At 71.1% G+C, this 15,792-nt stretch carries 12 protein-coding genes and 1 pseudogene; 9 read left to right on the forward strand and 4 right to left on the reverse strand.

Annotation, left to right across the window (positions count from 1 at the left end; all coding sequences use genetic code 11):
• Window positions 1-34 precede the first annotated feature (34 nt).
• Window positions 35-1,114, forward strand: coding sequence for an AAA family ATPase (locus ACIPSE_RS05200; protein WP_401657517.1), 1,080 nt, complete (start codon window positions 35-37; stop codon window positions 1,112-1,114).
• Window positions 1,111-5,721 (forward strand): FxSxx-COOH system tetratricopeptide repeat protein, encoded by a 4,611-nt coding sequence (fxsT, locus tag ACIPSE_RS05205; RefSeq protein WP_401657519.1) that lies wholly within the window; start codon window positions 1,111-1,113, stop codon window positions 5,719-5,721. Before ACIPSE_RS05200 ends, fxsT begins: the two co-directional genes overlap by 4 nt.
• On the opposite strand, the gene ACIPSE_RS05210 is transcribed toward fxsT, so the two are convergent.
• Entirely contained in the window at window positions 5,718-7,409 is a 1,692-nt protein-coding gene (locus ACIPSE_RS05210; protein ID WP_401657521.1) for an aKG-HExxH-type peptide beta-hydroxylase, read from the reverse strand. The two genes, fxsT and ACIPSE_RS05210, sit on opposite strands and share 4 nt — an antisense overlap.
• A gap of 544 nt (window positions 7,410-7,953) precedes the next feature.
• Here ACIPSE_RS05210 and ACIPSE_RS05215 point away from each other — a divergent pair.
• The 3 genes and pseudogenes from ACIPSE_RS05215 (at window position 7,954) to ACIPSE_RS05225 (ending at window position 8,992) form a co-directional block, all read left to right on the forward strand.
• A complete protein-coding gene (locus tag ACIPSE_RS05215; RefSeq protein ID WP_401657523.1) occupies window positions 7,954-8,286 on the forward strand; it encodes a CU044_2847 family protein in 333 nt (110 codons plus the stop codon).
• A 39-nt stretch (window positions 8,287-8,325) separates the two neighbouring features.
• Window positions 8,326-8,573 (forward strand): annotated as a pseudogene (locus tag ACIPSE_RS05220) (alpha/beta fold hydrolase); the annotation flags it as partial.
• 23 nt (window positions 8,574-8,596) lie between these two features.
• Window positions 8,597-8,992, forward strand: coding sequence for a molybdopterin-binding protein (locus ACIPSE_RS05225; protein ID WP_401657525.1), 396 nt, complete (start codon window positions 8,597-8,599; stop codon window positions 8,990-8,992).
• Window positions 8,993-9,040: 48 nt separating this feature from the next.
• Here ACIPSE_RS05225 and ACIPSE_RS05230 read toward each other — a convergent pair whose 3' ends face one another.
• Window positions 9,041-9,535, reverse strand: coding sequence for a molybdopterin-dependent oxidoreductase (locus ACIPSE_RS05230; protein WP_401657527.1), 495 nt, complete (start codon window positions 9,533-9,535; stop codon window positions 9,041-9,043).
• 163 nt (window positions 9,536-9,698) lie between these two features.
• Here ACIPSE_RS05230 and modA point away from each other — a divergent pair, with 163 nt between their 5' ends.
• From modA to ACIPSE_RS05250, 4 genes are all read left to right on the forward strand, one after another.
• On the forward strand, window positions 9,699-10,520 hold the full coding sequence (gene modA, locus ACIPSE_RS05235) for a molybdate ABC transporter substrate-binding protein (RefSeq protein WP_401657529.1): 822 nt from the start codon (window positions 9,699-9,701) through the stop codon (window positions 10,518-10,520).
• Complete coding sequence (locus ACIPSE_RS05240; RefSeq protein WP_401657531.1) at window positions 10,517-11,365, forward strand: ABC transporter permease; 849 nt, start codon at window positions 10,517-10,519, stop codon at window positions 11,363-11,365. The genes modA and ACIPSE_RS05240 overlap by 4 nt, the downstream gene beginning before the upstream one ends.
• A gap of 117 nt (window positions 11,366-11,482) precedes the next feature.
• On the forward strand, window positions 11,483-12,595 hold the full coding sequence (locus tag ACIPSE_RS05245) for an ABC transporter ATP-binding protein (protein WP_401657533.1): 1,113 nt from the start codon (window positions 11,483-11,485) through the stop codon (window positions 12,593-12,595).
• A gap of 305 nt (window positions 12,596-12,900) precedes the next feature.
• Entirely contained in the window at window positions 12,901-13,566 is a 666-nt protein-coding gene (locus ACIPSE_RS05250; protein ID WP_401657535.1) for a hypothetical protein, read from the forward strand.
• A 21-nt stretch (window positions 13,567-13,587) separates the two neighbouring features.
• On the opposite strand, the gene ACIPSE_RS05255 is transcribed toward ACIPSE_RS05250, so the two are convergent.
• Together ACIPSE_RS05255 and ACIPSE_RS05260 are read right to left on the reverse strand one after the other, a co-directional pair.
• Window positions 13,588-15,012, reverse strand: coding sequence for an ATP-binding protein (locus ACIPSE_RS05255; protein WP_401657537.1), 1,425 nt, complete (start codon window positions 15,010-15,012; stop codon window positions 13,588-13,590).
• Window positions 15,013-15,729, reverse strand: a complete 717-nt coding sequence (locus ACIPSE_RS05260) for a response regulator transcription factor (protein WP_401657539.1) — start codon at window positions 15,727-15,729, stop codon at window positions 15,013-15,015.
• Window positions 15,730-15,792: the final 63 nt, after the last annotated feature.

Raw genomic sequence — 15,792 nt, forward strand, 5'->3', positions numbered from 1 at the left:
TCCGCCACGCAACGGATCGAACGACCGATGGTGGGTGTACCGCGGCACGGGGCAGCCCCAGTACGACGTCAATCTGCGCAAATTGCTCCCGCCGCCACCGCCTTGGCGCCGCTTCACCGGCGGCCCCGCCGTGCCCTCTCCCCCGTCGGACGACGAGGAGATCGAGCGTCGGCTGGGACGCGTCACCTCTCAGTCGGGCAGCTCCGACCAGCTCCGCCGCGAGGTGGACATGGTGAACGCGGCTCTGCTGTTACGCCGGCCGCTGCTGGTGACAGGTCGCCCCGGTACCGGCAAATCGTCGCTCGCGTACCGCATCAGCAGTGAACTCCGGCTGGGCCGGGTGCTGCGCTGGCACATCACCAGCCGCACCACCCTGCGCAGCGGCCTGTACGACTACGACGCCATCGGGCGGGTCCAGGACGCGGCGACCGTACGGAATCTGGACCGGCCGGACGGGACCGCCGGCGAGGCGGTCCAGCCGACCACGGCCGGTGACGAGCTTCCCGGCATCGGCCACTATCTCCAACTGGGGCCGCTGGGAACCGCGTTGCTGCCGCACGAGCTGCCTCGGGTGCTGCTCGTCGATGAACTGGACAAAAGCGACCTGGACCTGGCGAACGACCTGCTGAGCGTGTTCGAGGAAGGGCAGTTCCCGATACCCGAACTGGTGCGGGCCAGGCGGCTGCACCCCAGCATGACCGTCATGACCGACGATCCCGGCCGCAGCGCAGAGATCGTCGACGGCATCGTCAAGTGCCGGGCGTTCCCGATCGTGGTCATCACATCCAACGGGGAACGGGAGTTCCCACCGGCCTTCCTCCGGCGCTGTCTGCGGCTGCGGATGCCCGATCCCGACCGGACGCAGCTCGTCAACATGGTCATGGCCCATCTGGCGGGGTCCGGCCCATCAGGGTCCACAGAAGCGGAAGGCCTGATCGACCAGTTCCTCCGCAGCAGCCGGGAGCGGGGCGGTCTGGCCATAGACCAGCTGTTGAACGCCACGTTCATGGCGACCTCGGGGCGCTTCTCCGGCGACGAGGAGGCACTGGAAGAGCTGGTGGACTCCTTGTGGCACCGGCTCGACGGGGCGGGGGCGGAATCGAGGTCCGGATGACATCAGCGTCCACCGAGCCCCCACCCCCCTCCGCACCACGGGAGGAGGGGCACAGTGCTGTCCCGAACCAGGACGCGCCGACCTGGGCGGAGCTGGCCGACATCCTCTACCTGGCGGCCTGGCAGGACGTCAGGGTGCCGGAGTTCGACGCACCGAGCCGCGAAGCCCTGACGGAGTGGTTACGGCAGACCGGACTCCGTCGTGCCGAGCGGGCGGCGGCCAGGGACCCAAGGACCGGTCACACCGGTCAGCACCCCTCCGCCGAACGGAGCGAGCATCTCACCGCCGCCCATGCCGCAGCCGAGGAGGACCGGCCGGCAGGCCCTCGCCCCGGACCCGACACGCCTCCGCCACGGCAGCCACCTCCCCCGCCCCGGCAGGACACCGCCCTCACGCGTCCGCCGACCGCTCCCGAACAGGCCGAGTGGCCCACGTCGCCACCACTGAGCGACGCTCTGGCGCTCGGCAGGTCCCTGCGCCCGCTGCGTCTGACCTGGGACTCGCCCCACGAGGTCACCCTGGACGAGGAGGCGACGGCCGAACAAGCGGCGACGACAGGCTTATGGACACCTGTCCTCCGGCAGGCCCAGGAGCGCCGACTGGACCTGGTGCTCGTGGTGGACACGAGCGAGTCGATGGCCCTGTGGTCGCCCGTGATACGGCAGATCGCCGAACTGATGGAACAGACAGCGGCGTTCCGGACCGTGCGGCTGATCCGCTGGGACCCGGACACCGACTCCGGCGCCGGCTTCCCCTCGAACGAAACCCGTTCAACCGACAGGCAGTTGCTGCTGACGATCACGGACGGCGGCCACCGCGCCTGGCGGACCGGCCGCGCCGCCGCCCACCTGCACCGGCTGGCCCGGCACGCCCCGGTCGCCGTACTCAGTCTCATGCCCCAGCAGTTGTGGGACCTCACGCTGCCCACCGTCACCCGCACCCGGTTACGGGCCCCGTCGCCCGCCGCGCCCAACCGGACGTACGACACGGACTGGAAGAACCCGCACACGGACTCACCGGAACCGGCTGCCCACCCCGACGGTGAGCTCGTCGGCCCGGAGAGTCACGCGATACCGGTACCCGTCGTCGAACTGCGGTCAGGCGCGCTGAACCGCTGGGCTCGGCTGGTGGCCGCCACGGACGGCGAGTGGCACGCTCTGGCAGCCCTGTGGACCACCCCCGCCGGGGACCTGCGCTCCGCCGCGGTCGGCCCCACCACGGGCGAACTGGCCACCCTCGTGGCCGAACCGCGGAGCGATCAGCCGGTTGGCCCACTCCCGGACGAGTCCGCAGGAGCCCTGCGGGAGGAAAGGGCCGCGGGCGTCGTACAGCGGTTCAGGGCAACGGCTTCCCCCACGGCCTTCACGCTGGCCAAGGCCCTTGCGGCGGTGCCCCTGAACCTCCCCATCATGAGACTCATCCAGCAGTCCCTGCCGGGGGCGGAGTTCTGGAATCTTGCGGAGATCATGCTTTTGGGGCTCGTCCACCACACGGACGGAACCACCGGCGCCGAAGATGTCTACCGGGTGTCACTGAACTACTCCGAAGGTGTGAGGGAGGAACTTCTCACACTCAGCTCTCGGGCAGAGACCTTGCGCACCCTGCGCCAGGTCGAGCAATACGTCGGCCCTCGGCTGGAAACACAATGGGGTGAAGCCGCTCAGGGGCTCGTGGCAACGGACGGCAATCACGCCGACCCCCCGATAACGGAGCAGACCCGGCCATTTGTCAAGCACCTTCATACCGTGCTCTGTGCCTTGTCGGGTCCCTACTTGACGCAAGCAGATCACTTGGGGCGGCTGCTGCAGCAGAATACGCCCGAGCGCAACAGGCAGCTCGACATCGGCACGACATCTCCACGCGGAACACCTCCACGTGGAGACACAGCTCACCCACAGCATCCATCTCGGGAAAAGCAGGCAAAGTTGAATATAGTCCCCGAAGGCAGGTTGCACACCCCCTCGCCATCACAGGCATCGGAGGCCGCCAACGCCCAGCACTCCGAGGGGACTTCGACACCAGCACCGACACCCACGGTCGCCCGCCCCGCTCCCCCCTCTCCACAACAAGGAGGCATACCTGTGCCCGACGGCCCCACAACCGCCTCCCGCCCGAAAGGTCAACCCGCCTCTCCGCGCATCTGGGGAAATGTCCCGCAGAGGAACCGGAACTTCACCGGTCGAGCAGCCCTGCTCGAACGCCTGAACGAGCGACTTCGGGGTGGCGTCGCCGCGGTACTGCCCGAAGCCCTGCACGGCATGGGTGGAGTGGGGAAGTCCCAAATCGCCGTCGAGTACGTTTACCGCCACAATCGCGAATATCGGCTCGTATGGTGGATCCCGTCCGAGCAGGAAAGTCAGATAATCCAGTCCCTTGTCGAGCTGGGCGACCAGATGGGCCTACAGGCGGGCTCCGAGATCAGCGCGGTACCGGCCGTACTGGACGCCCTGCGCCGCGGGGAACCGTACGACGAATGGCTACTGGTGTTCGATAACGCGGAAGACCCCAGAACTGTACGCAAATACTTCCCGAGCGACGGACCAGGCAGCATCGTAGTGACATCCCGCAATTCCCAATGGTCCAACGACCTCAGTTCCCTCGAAGTGGACGTCTTCGCTCGCGAGGAGAGCGTAGCCCTGCTGCGCCGCCGCAGTCCGGGCCTCCCCGACGAGGCTGTCGACCATCTGGCGGCCGCCCTCGGAGACCTGCCCCTGGCCGTCGAACAGGCCGCCGTCTGGCTGGCCGAGACGGGCATGCCGGTACAGCAGTACCTGGAGGTCTACGAGCGCAACTTCACCGAGTTGATGCAGTCCGACCCTCCCAGTGACTACAACCGGTCGGTCGCGGCCGCGTGGAACGTGTCTCTGGGACGGCTGCGGGAGACCCGTCCGGACGCCCTGCAACTGCTCCAGGTCTGTGCCTTCTTCGCTCCGGAGCCCATCGACTGGGACTTTTTCTCGGCAGTGCGCGGAATCTCCGTCCCACCGGAACTGCAGTCCGCACTGGAGGATCCGGTGAAACTGGGCCGGGCGGTGCGCGAGATCGGGCGCTACGCCCTGGCGCGGATCGACCACCGGCAGAACACCCTGCTCATGCACCGATTGGTGCAGCGGGTGCTGGTCGAGCAGATGAACCCCCAGGAACAGGCGATGATGCGGCATGCCGCACATCAGTTGCTCTCCCACGCGGATCCACGGAATCCTGAGCGGCCCGTGTCCTGGCCGCGGTACTCGTCCCTGCTCAGCCATCTGCGCACCTCCAACGCGGTGGCCTGCGAGGACGGCTGGACCCGCCAGCTCGTCCTGAACGAGGTGCGGTTCCTGCGTGCGCGCGGCGACCACGCGGCAGCACTGGAACTGGGAGAACGAGCCGCGGCGACCTGGCGCGCGGCCCTGGGAGAAGACCACGCCGACGTCCTGGCAGTCGATCAGCAGATCGCCGAGACGCTGCGCGAACTGGGCACCGACCTCAGCCGTGCCTACACCCTGCAGTCCGGGCTCGTGGAGCGCTATCGCAGGGTCCTCGGCGAGGAACACGAGGACTCGCTGCGGGCGCAGAGCTACATGGCCATCCACCACCGCAACCGAGGGCACTTCAACGAGGCCCGTGAGATGGACCAGCGCGTCTACGACACGAGCATGCGGGAGTTCGGCGAAGAGGACCCGGCCACTCTTCTCGCCGCGCACAACTACGCCGTGAGTCTGCGGCTGGCAGGTGACTCGGACCGAGCTCTCGAACTCGACTACAACACCTGGCAGAGCCGGATCGAGATCCTGGGCGAGGACCACAGGCAGACACTCGCCACCCGCGAGGCCTATCTGCTCGACCTCCAGGAAGTCGGGCGCTACGCGGACGCGAACGACGGCTACGCGACCCTGGCCCAGGAGGTCACCGGCAGGCTCGGCGAGCAACACCCGTTCGTGGCCCTGGTGAACCGCAACTGGTGCGTCACGCTGCGCAAGATGGGCGACCACCAGCGAGCCTACGAACTGTCGGGCACGTACCTGAAACTGATCGCCGAGACCCTGGGTACCGACAGCCGCTACTACCACCTGATCGGCGTCAGTCACGCCACCGACCTGAGGCAGGTGGGGAAGCTCCCGGAGTCTCGCGCTCTGACCGAGCAGATGCTGACGATGAGCCGGGAACGGTACGGCAGGGAGCACCCTCACAGCTATGCCATCGCCATGAACCTGGCGGTGACTCTGAGGCTGCTGGGTCAGCTCGAAGACGCGCTCGCGCTGAACGAGGAATCGGTCGAAGGCCTGACCCGCACCCTCGGTCAGGGGCACCCGCGAACCCTGCTCGCCCGGATGAACCTGGCGAGCGACTACTCCGCTCTCGGCCGCTTCGAGGAGGCGCACGACCTCGACGAGGCCGTGGCGGAGGAGTCGGAGCGGCTGCGGGAGAACCACCCGGCGAACCTGGCGGTCGGACTCAATCTGAGCTACGACCTGAAAGCGCTGCAAAGGACCGCGGAAAGCGAAGATCTGTATGCCGAGACCCTGGACCGCTACAGGGAGGTTCTGGGTCCCTCCCACCCCGCCACGCTCAATGCCCAGAAGAGGCTTCGAGCCAACGGGGACACCGACCTGCTGTCGCTCTAGTCCCTGCTCCCGCCCAGCCACCCGGCGATCTCGCCGGGGGCGGGACAGCGGCTGTCTCCGGCCGCCTCCAGGGCCCTGAGAACGCCGCGCACGGCCTCCGGGCGCTCCAGCAGCAGGGCCGTGCCCGCGCTTCGGTCAGGGTCGGGCAGCGCCAGCGCCGCGCCGATCCATGCCTCGGGATCCGAGGGATCCCGCGCGGCCCACCTGGCGTACCCGCGTACGGCCTCTTCGGCATCGCCCGCGACGGCGGCGGCCCCGGCACGGAGCACGAACTCACCGGCGCTGTCCGCCCTCCGGCGCCGACGGGTGAAGGCGGTCGGCGCGGACAGGCGGAGTCTGGCCAGCGACCCGAACGTGTCGGGCCGGATCAGTTCGGGGCGCGGGCGCAGGGTGGAGGGCGGCAGTTCGGGAGCTGCGGCTCCGGCCGTCCAGGCTCTGGCGAATCGATCCGCCACGGAGGCAGGCAGCTCAAGGTGCCGTGCCCTCCAGACCGCCCGCCGCAACGCGCAGTGGTGACGGGCCAGTGCGGCGGGTGCGGCCGCCACGTCCTCGCCCTCCCAGGCGGCCACCGTGCGAGCGACCTCGCCGACGAACAGCCGGCCCTCCTCGGTGAGGTCCTCGTCGCCGAGCAGCGCGGCCACCGCCTCGCCGAGCTGTTCCCTGAGGACGGCGAACTCGAAGTCGGCTCGCTGCGCCTCTGTCCCGGTCACATGCCCGCGGTGCGCCAGCCAGAAGCGTCCGACGCCCGCGAACGCGAACACTCCGTGCAGGAGTCCCCTGACAGGGCGAGGGTCACTGCGCCATGGCGCGAAATGGAGCCGCCTCTGTGCTGCCGGCGTTCCGTCGGCATCCACGGGAATCCGGACCAGCTTCACCAGGCTGAGCAGTGCGTTGAGCTGCTGATGACGTGTCTCGTGGACGAGGATCGCCGCGGTCTGGGTCTCGTCGTGGGGCAGCGACAGGGTGACCAGGCCGAAGGCGTCGAGCGAGGACGCGCTGGCCACCAGACCGCCCTCCGCCGTGCTGAACGACCGTGGCACGAGGGCCCGAACCATCGCACCGAGGGCGGTCGCCTCCGCCGGGGACTCCCGGTCCAACAGGGCGTACGCGTCGGCCAGACGGGTCTCCCACACCCGGAATCGACGGTCGTCCATGCGGTCGGGAGACCTCGGATAGCGCGTGAAGTCCCGGTAAGGGCTCACCATGTCGAGCCACGGCCCGCATTCCGTCACTCCGTCCGCGGCGCGCAGCCTTCGCAGCGGAAACCAGCCCGGCGCCCGCTCAGGAACGCGAGCGGGCCGGGCGCGGTGCAGAGATACGTTTCCGCGTTCCCCTCTCACGACGGCGCCCTCGGCGTCCACCCGGATCTCCGCCTCGCTCCACCGGCGCCGCGCCACCGGACCGGCCATCCCCGCGCCCGGCAGCCAGACCATGCCGCGGTGGGCGGGCACCCGCAGCGCGCAGGGAACCCCGGCGAGCAGCGCCGCCGCCGCGGCCAGCGCGTGAAACTGACCGAGGTCCGCCCACAGCGGAGCGGCGGACGAAGTGCCGTCGGCCGGTCTGCCGAGGCGCCTGGACAGACGCAGGGCCCAGGCCATGACCGTGGGATCGGCGAGCACGCTCTCCAGCGCCTCGGGAGCCCGTTCCTGGACCGTGGACAGCAGTTGCCAGGCCGTCCGCGCGGACACACCGCGGGCATGGCGAGTGCTCCTGGACTTCGTGTCCACGCGGTCCAGGAGGTCACGCAACACCAGTAGGAGCTGACTTCGCTGAGCAGAACACAGCTCTCGGAGAGCGCCTTCGTTCGCGTCGCCCGCCGCGATGGAACAGAACGAGTCAGCCGACACGCGGTGGAAATCGAGCGTCGCGGAGGTCACGACCCGCACTGATCCCGACGCCTGCTGCGGACGATCCTCATCCCCTCGCTGTCGCTGTCGCCCGTCAGCGTCCCGAAAGCCAGGGTCGCCATGACGTTCACCCGGCTCAACGCGCGTTGAAGTGCGGGGTCGTCACTGGAGTGCAGCTCCGCCAAAGAGACCTCGGACAGATCGAGAAGGTCGGAACAGATGTCCTTCGCAGGGTCTGCCATACCGTGGTTCCCCCTGACATGGTGATTCGGCGGCTCCGGGTGCGATTCCATGGTGGCTGCTCCACTCCGGGAGCGGAAGTGGGCCGCAGGTCATACCGCCTGCGCCTGCCGGACACGCGCGGCCGACATCGCGAGGGGACGACATGACGCAATTCCTACGGTTTCCGGCGGAAGACGGTCCGGGTTTCCTGGTCGTGGAGGTGACGGACGACCAGCCAGGAGTCGTGGAGGTCTCCCGGCTCGGGAATGCCGTGGCCGATGCCACCGCGTCCTTCGAGGAGGGCATCGACCGCATCCGGAACGCCGCGACATCCGCCCTGCGCCGCCTGCGGGACATGCCCAGCCGCCCCGACGAGATCAGCCTGGAGTTCGGCATCCGGTTCAACGCCGAGTTCGGCGCCGTCATCGCCAAGTCCCAGGGCGAGGCCCAGCTCAACGTGACGATGACATGGCGGGCGGACGGGGTCCGCGAGTAGCTCTGCCCAGAGGGTGGACGCGGCTGCCGGGATGTCCGGGAGCCGACCGCGCCCTGGGCCGACGCCGTGGTCGCCCCGCCCTCGCTGTACGTCCACGGCGACCGCGACCGCGACCTCGTCGCCACCTTCCCGGGAACCCCCGAACTCATCGCGCGGCTGCCGGAGTTGATGCCGGGCCTGACGCGCGACCCGGTCTCGTCCTGCCGGGGTGCGGGCACTGGACCCAGCAGGAGCGGCCCGGTGAGGTGAACGCTGTCCTTCTCGCGTTCCCGCGCGCCCGCCCCTGACCCCTTGATCTATCTTGGCGCCCATGCAGGCATACACGATCGGCCAGGCGGCGCGGCTGCTCGGCGTCAGTCCCGACACGGCCCGCCGGTGGGCGGACGCCGGGCGGGTGGCGACCCATCGGGACGAGACCGGCAAGCGGCTCATCGACGGGACGGACCTCGCCGCCTTCTCGGTGGAGCTGGCCAAGGGCGGGGCCGGCGAGGAGGACGCCTCCTACACGTCGGTGCGCAACGCGTTCCCCGGCATCGTCACCGCCATCAAACTCGGTGACGTCGCCGCCCAGGTGGAGATCCAGGCGGGACCGCACCGTCTGGTCTCGCTGCTCACCCGGGAGGCCGTGGAGGAGCTGGGCCTGGAGGTCGGCATGGAGGCCACGGCCCGGGTGAAGTCGACGAACGTGCACATCGACCGCGTCTGACCCCGAGCCCCGAGCCCCGAGCCCGGAACCCGGAGCCCGGAAGAAGACCTACCGAGCCGGCTCGTACCCGCCGTCCACCCGGATCGCCTCGATCCCGCTGACGTACCGCGCCCCGCACCGGTCCTGGGGCAGCACCAGCTGGGGTCCGGCCCGGTCGAGCGGAGTGTCGTCGATGGCGACGGCGAGCAGGACGGGCGCGTCGGCGAAGTCCGGGTCGATCTCGGCCCAGGACAACAGCGTGTGGTGCCCGTCCGCGCCGCTCACCGCGATCAGGAAGCGCAGCCGGTCCTTGCGGCGGGCGGGGTCGAAGCCGGGTCCGGCGTCGCGGAGCACGTCGTACAGGAGGGGTCCCTCGAAGCAGTGGTGCTGGACTCCGCTGGTCCGGCACTCGAAGGCGACGCGGGTGCGGTGCTGCCGCCAGCCGTGCAGGTCGGAGACGGTCAGCCGGGCCGGGCGGGCGAGATCGCCGGTGAGGGCGAGCCGGGCGACCGGCGGGGGCGGTGACGAGGGCTGTGCCTGGGCGTGGGACCTGGTCCGGGACATGGGCTGCACCTCCTGGAAGGACGTACCCGGACCACCCTCCCGTACAAACGCACATGCGATGCCATTCCCTGATCATCCCAGCTCATGCAATGCGACGAGAGACTTTCACCTGGCATCTGCGGAAGTATGATCGGAGTAAGCGACTTGAGGGAGTGGACCCGTGATGACCTGTTCCGCGCACCGGACCCGGATGCTTCGGACGGCCGGTGTGGGCGTGGCCGCCCTGCTGGCGCTGAGTGCCTGCTCGTCCTCGGACGACTCCGACGCCGGCTCCTCCTCGCCGAAGGCGAGCGCCTCCTCGGACGAGCTGTCCGGTGAGGTGACCGTCTTCGCCGCCGCCTCCCTCAAGGAGAGCTTCACGACCCTGGGCGGGCAGTTCGAGAAGGCGCACCCCGGGACGAAGGTCACCTTCAGTTTCGGCGGCAGCGACGCGCTCGCCGCGAGCATCACCGGCGGCGCCCCGGCGGACGTCTTCGCCTCGGCGAGCCCCAAGACGATGAAGATCGTGACGGACGCGGGCGACAACGCGGCCGAGCCCGCCACGTTCGTCCGCAACCAGCTGGAGATCGCCACCCTGCCGGGCAACCCCGACAAGGTCTCCTCCCTCAAGGACCTCACCGACTCCGACCTGAAGGTCGTCCTGTGCGACGAGGCCGTGCCGTGCGGTGCCGCCGCGCAGAAGGCCCTGGACGCCAGCGACCTGAAGCTCACGCCGGTCTCCTACGAGGAGGACGTCAAGGCCGCGCTGAACAAGGTCGTCCTCAAGGAGGCCGACGCGGCGGTCGTGTACAAGACCGACGTGAAGGCCGCCGGTGACAAGGTGGAGGGCGTGGAGTTCCCCGAATCGGCCGACGCCGTCAACGACTACCCGATCGCCCTGCTCAAGGAGTCGAAGAACACCGAGGCGGCCAAGGCGTTCATCGCGCTGGTGCAGTCCGCCGAGGGCCAGAAGGTGCTGACGGCGGCCGGCTTCCTCCAGCCGTGACCGGTCCGACGAAGGCAGCCGCCGCGGACACCCTCACGGGTGGCCCGCGGCGCCGCCGCCGTGTCCGTACGACGGTCCCCCTGCCGCTGCTCGTACCGGCCCTGGTCGGCTTCGCGTTCCTGGTGCTGCCGCTGGTCGCGCTGCTGATCCGGGCGCCGTGGAGCAGCATGCCCGACCTGCTGACCAGCGCCGAGGTGTGGCAGGCGCTGCGGCTGTCGCTGGTGTGCGCGACGGCGGCGACCGCGGCCTGCCTGGTCATCGGGGTGCCGCTGGCCTGGCTGCTGGCCCGGGTCGACTTCCCCGGCCGCGGGATCGTCCGGGCACTGGTCACCCTGCCGCTGGTCCTGCCGCCGGTGGTCGGCGGTGTCGCCCTGCTGATGGCGCTCGGCCGCAACGGCGTGGTGGGCCGCTGGCTGGACTCCTGGTTCGGGCTGACGCTGCCCTTCACCACCACCGGCGTGATCATCGCGGAGGCGTTCGTCGCGATGCCGTTCCTCGTCATCAGCGTCGAGGGCACGCTCCGCGCCGCCGACCCCCGCTACGAGGAGGCCGCCACCACCCTGGGCGCCTCCCGCTTCACAGCGTTCCGCCGGGTCACCCTCCCCCTCATCGCCCCCGGCATCGCCGCAGGCGCGGTCCTCGCCTGGGCCCGCGCGCTCGGCGAGTTCGGGGCGACGATCACCTTCGCCGGCAACTTCCCCGGCCGCACCCAGACCATGCCGCTGGCCGTCTACCTCGCCCTCCAGAGCGACCCCGAGGCCGCGATCGCCCTCAGCCTGGTCCTGCTCGCGGTCTCGATCGCGGTCCTCGCGGGGTTGCGGGACCGCTGGATGACGGCGGGATGAGGACGCCATGACGGGCCGTACGAGGCCGGAACACCACCGCCCTACGAGGCCGGACCATCACCGCCCACCGACACCGCCCCGCCCCCGGACCGCGCCCCACTCCCGCAGGACGCCCTCATGACCGAGACCCGAGCAACCCGCCCCGGCCCCGACTCCGCGCCCGTCTCCACGGCCGACGCCGCCACGGCCGCCGCGGGCCTCGACGCCCGCCTCGTCGTCGACCGCGGAGCGTTCCGCCTCGACGTGGCGCTCACGGCCGCGCCCGGCGACGTCGTCGCGCTGCTCGGACCCAACGGCGCCGGGAAGACGACGGCACTGCGGGCGCTCGCCGGGCTCGTCCCGTTGACCGAGGGGCATCTGCGGCTGGACGGCGAGGAGTTGGACCGTACGCCGCCGGAGTCGCGGCCGGTCGGGGTCGTGTTCCAGGACTATCTGCTCTTCCCGCACCTCACCGCCCTGGACAACGTGGCGTTCGGCCCCCGCTGCCAGGGGGCGTCGAAGGCGGACTCCCGCGCCCTGGCGGCGACCTGGCTGGAGCGGATGGGGCTGGCCGGGCACGCGGGCGCCAAGCCCCGGCGGCTGTCCGGCGGTCAGGCCCAGCGTGTGGCGCTCGCCCGCGCCCTGGCGACCAACCCCCGGCTGCTCCTCCTCGACGAGCCGCTCGCCGCGCTCGACGCCCGCACCCGTCTGGACGTGCGCTCCCAACTCAGGCGTCACCTGGCCGAGTTCGAGGCGGTCGCCGTACTCGTCACGCACGACCCGCTGGACGCGATGGTGCTGGCCGACCGTCTGGTCGTCGTGGAGCAGGGCCGGGTGGTGCAGGAGGGCGCGCCCGCCGACATCGCCCGCCGTCCGCGGACCGACTACATCGCCCATCTGGTCGGCCTCAACCTCTACCGGGGCGAGGCGGACGGCCACTCCGTCCGGCTGGCCGACGGGCCCGCCCTCACCACCACCGAGGACCTCACCGGCCAGGTGTTCGTCGCGTTCCCGCCGAGCGCGGTCACCCTCTTCCGGGACCGGCCCACCGGGTCCAGCGCCCGCAACCTGTGGCGCTGCGAGGTGGCCGGCCTGGAGACCCACGGCGACCAGATCCGCGCGGACCTCACCGGTGAACTCCCCCTCGCCGCCGACCTGACGACGGTCGCCGCCGCCGAACTCGACCTGCATCCGGGCGTCGAGGTGTGGGCGACGGTGAAGGCGGCCCAGACGCACGCCTATCCGGCCTGAACCGAGACGCACGCCTGTCCGGCCTGAGCCGAGACGCACGCCTGTCCGGCCTGAACCGAGACGACCGACCGGCTCGTCCCCCTTCTCCCCCCCCTCGCCCCTCTCCCTCCCTCCCTCCGCCAGTCGACGGTTCTGAAACAGTCCGGCCGGAGCGTCGCCGCACGTCATCCGCGCACGCCTATCGTGATCAACGCGTCGGACGGGCCCTGACCAGGGCCCACCGCCGCGGGGGACACACACGCGTACGCACACGCGTGCTCACACGCACACGCACACTCGCTCAGCTGCACGGGGGAACCATCACCATGCCCATCTCGACGTTCCGGCTGCCCGGCCGCCCTGTCGTCGCCGGACTCGCCGCCGCGGGCCTCGTCGCCGGTGTACTCGTCGGCTGGTCCAGCCTGGAGACGGTGGTGGGCTGCGGCATCGCCGTCGACGACCGGCCGTCCCAGACGGCCAAGGACTGGGTGACCCACGCCGATCACGTCGTCGTGGCGAGCCCCACCGCCGAGAAGGACACCAACCGGCGCGACTACACCGCGGGCCAGTACGCCTACGCCACCGACCGTGAGGTGACGTTCCGCGCCGACCAGGTCCTGTGGTCCGCGCGGCAGCCCGACCGGTCCCTGGACAAGGAGTTCACGATGACGGCCCCGGGCTGGCAGGTCACCCGCGGCGGCACCCGCGTCAAACGCACCGCCCCCAACGCCTCCCGTCTGGAGCCCGGCCACACCTATCTGCTCGCCCTGCGCTGGAGCGACGACGGCTGGACCGTCCTCGGCGAGGGCGCCGCCGTCCCCTTCGACGACGGCGTCGGCGACCAGGGCGAGTGGTGCGGCCGGGAGCTGGGCAAGGAGGACGTGGCGAGCGCCGAACGCTTCTCGCGGAGCGACGACCACAGCCTGGAGAAGGCGGTGCTCGGCCAGGACGCGGCGGCGGTCACCCGCGCACTCACGAAGGCCGGAGGCTGATCCGTCCGCGAACGGACCCGCTCAGCCGCTGCCTCCCACGGTGAACCCGATGACCATGCCGCCGCCCTCCCTGCGCACGGCGAAGGGCGCTCCCCCGTGGGCGAGCGCGACCTCGCGCACGATGGACAGACCGAGCCCGGACCCGGGCAGCGAGCGGGCGTCGGCGGCGCGGTAGAAGCGGTCGAAGACACGGACCAGGTCGGCGTCGGCGATGCCCGGCCCCCGGTCGAGGACCTCGACCTTCACCGTCCCGGCGCGGGCGGGCCCGGAGACCCGGATCTCGATGGGCGCGCCGGTGCGTCCCGCCGCCCGGTCGAACTTGGCGGCGTTCTCCACCAGGTTGGTCACCGCGCGGGTCAGCATCGCGGGCCGCGCCTGGGTCGACGTCTCGCCACCGGCCCGCACCACGACGTCCCGCCCGGTGCGGCGCCGGGCCACCGCGGCCACGTCCTCGGCGATGTCGGCGATGTCGACGCGCTGGGTGGGCTCGGTGTCGGACTGCCCGGCCGCGAGATCGACCAGCTCGTTGACGAGGTCGGTCAGCTCCCGTGCCTCCTGGCCGAGGTCGGCGACGAGTTCCTCGCGCGCGCCGGGCGGCAGTTCGTCGATGCGCCGCAGCAGCGAGATGTTGGTGCGCAGGGAGGTCAGCGGGGTGCGCAGCTCGTGCCCGGCGTCCTGGACGAGCCGGCGCTGGTCCTCCTCGGACTGCGCGAGCCGCCCCAGCATCCGGTCGAAGGCCCGCCCGAGCCGCCCCACCTCGTCGTATCCGGTGACCGGTACGTCGATGCCGAGCCGGCGGGTGCGGGCCACGTCCTCCGCGGCGTCCGTGAGCACGACCAGCCTCCGGGTGATCCGCCGGGCCAGCCACCAGCCGAACAGCCCGGCGCCGATCACGACGGCGGCCATCAGGATCAGCGTCCGCTGCTGGAGCGCCTGGAGCAGGTCCTCGGTGTCGCTGAACTCCTGCGCGACCTGCACGGCCCCGCGCCCGCCCCCGAGGGACACGGTCGCGACCCGGTACACGTCGCTGCCGACGTCGACGTCCTTGTGCTCGGCGACCTGCCCGGCGGTGCTCGCGGCGGCGATGTCCCGGTCCGCGTCCACGACGGGCAGCCCCGGGTCCCCCGGATCGACGACCGACCCGTCCGGCCCGAGCACCTGCACATCGGTGCGGGCGGGGCGCACCAGGTCGTGGCCGGGCGCCGAGGAGGAGAAGTCCGCCGGCGCCATCCGGTGCTGCCGCACCTCGTCCCGCAGGTCCTGCACGACCTCGTCGAACACGGTCTGCTGGTCCACCCGCACGAGCCGCGCGGCGGCGCTGTACGACAGGATGCCGACGAGCACGGTCACCGCGGCCGTGACGACCGCGAAGGACACCGCGAACGTCGTACCGAGCGAGGCGAGCCCGGGCCGCCGCCGGCGCAGCAGCCGCGCGAGGCGCCCCACTCAGTCCTCCCGCAGCACGTAACCCACGCCCCGCACCGTGTGGATGAGCTGCGGGGAGCCCGGCTCGTCCAGCTTGCGGCGCAGATAGCCCACGTAGACGGCGAGGTTCTTGGACCCGGGCCCGAAGTCGTAGCCCCAGATCCGGTCGTAGATGGTGGAGTGGTCCAGCACGATCCCGCTGTTGCGGACGAGCAGCTCCAGCAGCTCGAACTCCGTGCGGGTCAGTTCCAGCTCCCGGCCGCCGCGCCAGGCCCGCCGCGCCTGCGGGTCCATGCGCAGGCCGGCCGCCTCCAGGAACCGCTCGTCGGAGACCGCCCTGACCGGCGCCTCGACCTCGGCGCCGTCGCCCTTGCCGGTGCGCCGCAGCAGGGCCCGCAGCCGGGCGAAGACCTCCTCGACGTCGAACGGCTTGACGACGTAGTCGTCGGCGCCCGCGTCCAGCCCCGCGATCCGGTCCTGGGTCTCCACGAGGGCCGTCAGCATCAGGATCGGCGTACGGTCCCCCTCGGCGCGCAGCACCCGGCACACCTGGAGCCCGTCGATGCCGGGCATCATCACGTCGAGGAGCAGCACGTCCGGCGGCGTCCGGTGCGCCTGCGCCAGCGCCTCCACCCCGTCGGCGACGGCGGTGACGCGGTAGCCCTCCAGGGTCAGGGCACGCTCCAGCGCGTGACGGATGGCACGGTCGTCTTCGGCGAGCAGCACAGTCTGGGACACCCCCTCAGTCTGCCGCCCCGACCGAGTCCTACGACGTGATGAGCAGCTCACCACCCCGCCTTC

This window comes from Streptomyces sp. NPDC090106 (assembly GCF_044747265.1).
Lineage (GTDB): Bacteria > Actinomycetota > Actinomycetes > Streptomycetales > Streptomycetaceae > Streptomyces.

Excerpts from the sequence above, each read along its gene's own strand:
- fxsT (WP_401657519.1), top strand. The coding sequence starts at position 1,111 with ATGACATCAGCGTCCACCGAGCCCCCACCCCCCTCCGCACCACGGGAG.
- ACIPSE_RS05215 (WP_401657523.1), top strand. The coding sequence starts at position 7,954 with ATGACGCAATTCCTACGGTTTCCGGCGGAAGACGGTCCGGGTTTCCTG.
- ACIPSE_RS05225 (WP_401657525.1), top strand. The coding sequence starts at position 8,597 with ATGCAGGCATACACGATCGGCCAGGCGGCGCGGCTGCTCGGCGTCAGT.
- ACIPSE_RS05230 (WP_401657527.1), bottom strand. The coding sequence starts at position 9,535 with ATGTCCCGGACCAGGTCCCACGCCCAGGCACAGCCCTCGTCACCGCCC.
- modA (WP_401657529.1), top strand. The coding sequence starts at position 9,699 with ATGACCTGTTCCGCGCACCGGACCCGGATGCTTCGGACGGCCGGTGTG.
- ACIPSE_RS05245 (WP_401657533.1), top strand. The coding sequence starts at position 11,483 with ATGACCGAGACCCGAGCAACCCGCCCCGGCCCCGACTCCGCGCCCGTC.
- ACIPSE_RS05250 (WP_401657535.1), top strand. The coding sequence starts at position 12,901 with ATGCCCATCTCGACGTTCCGGCTGCCCGGCCGCCCTGTCGTCGCCGGA.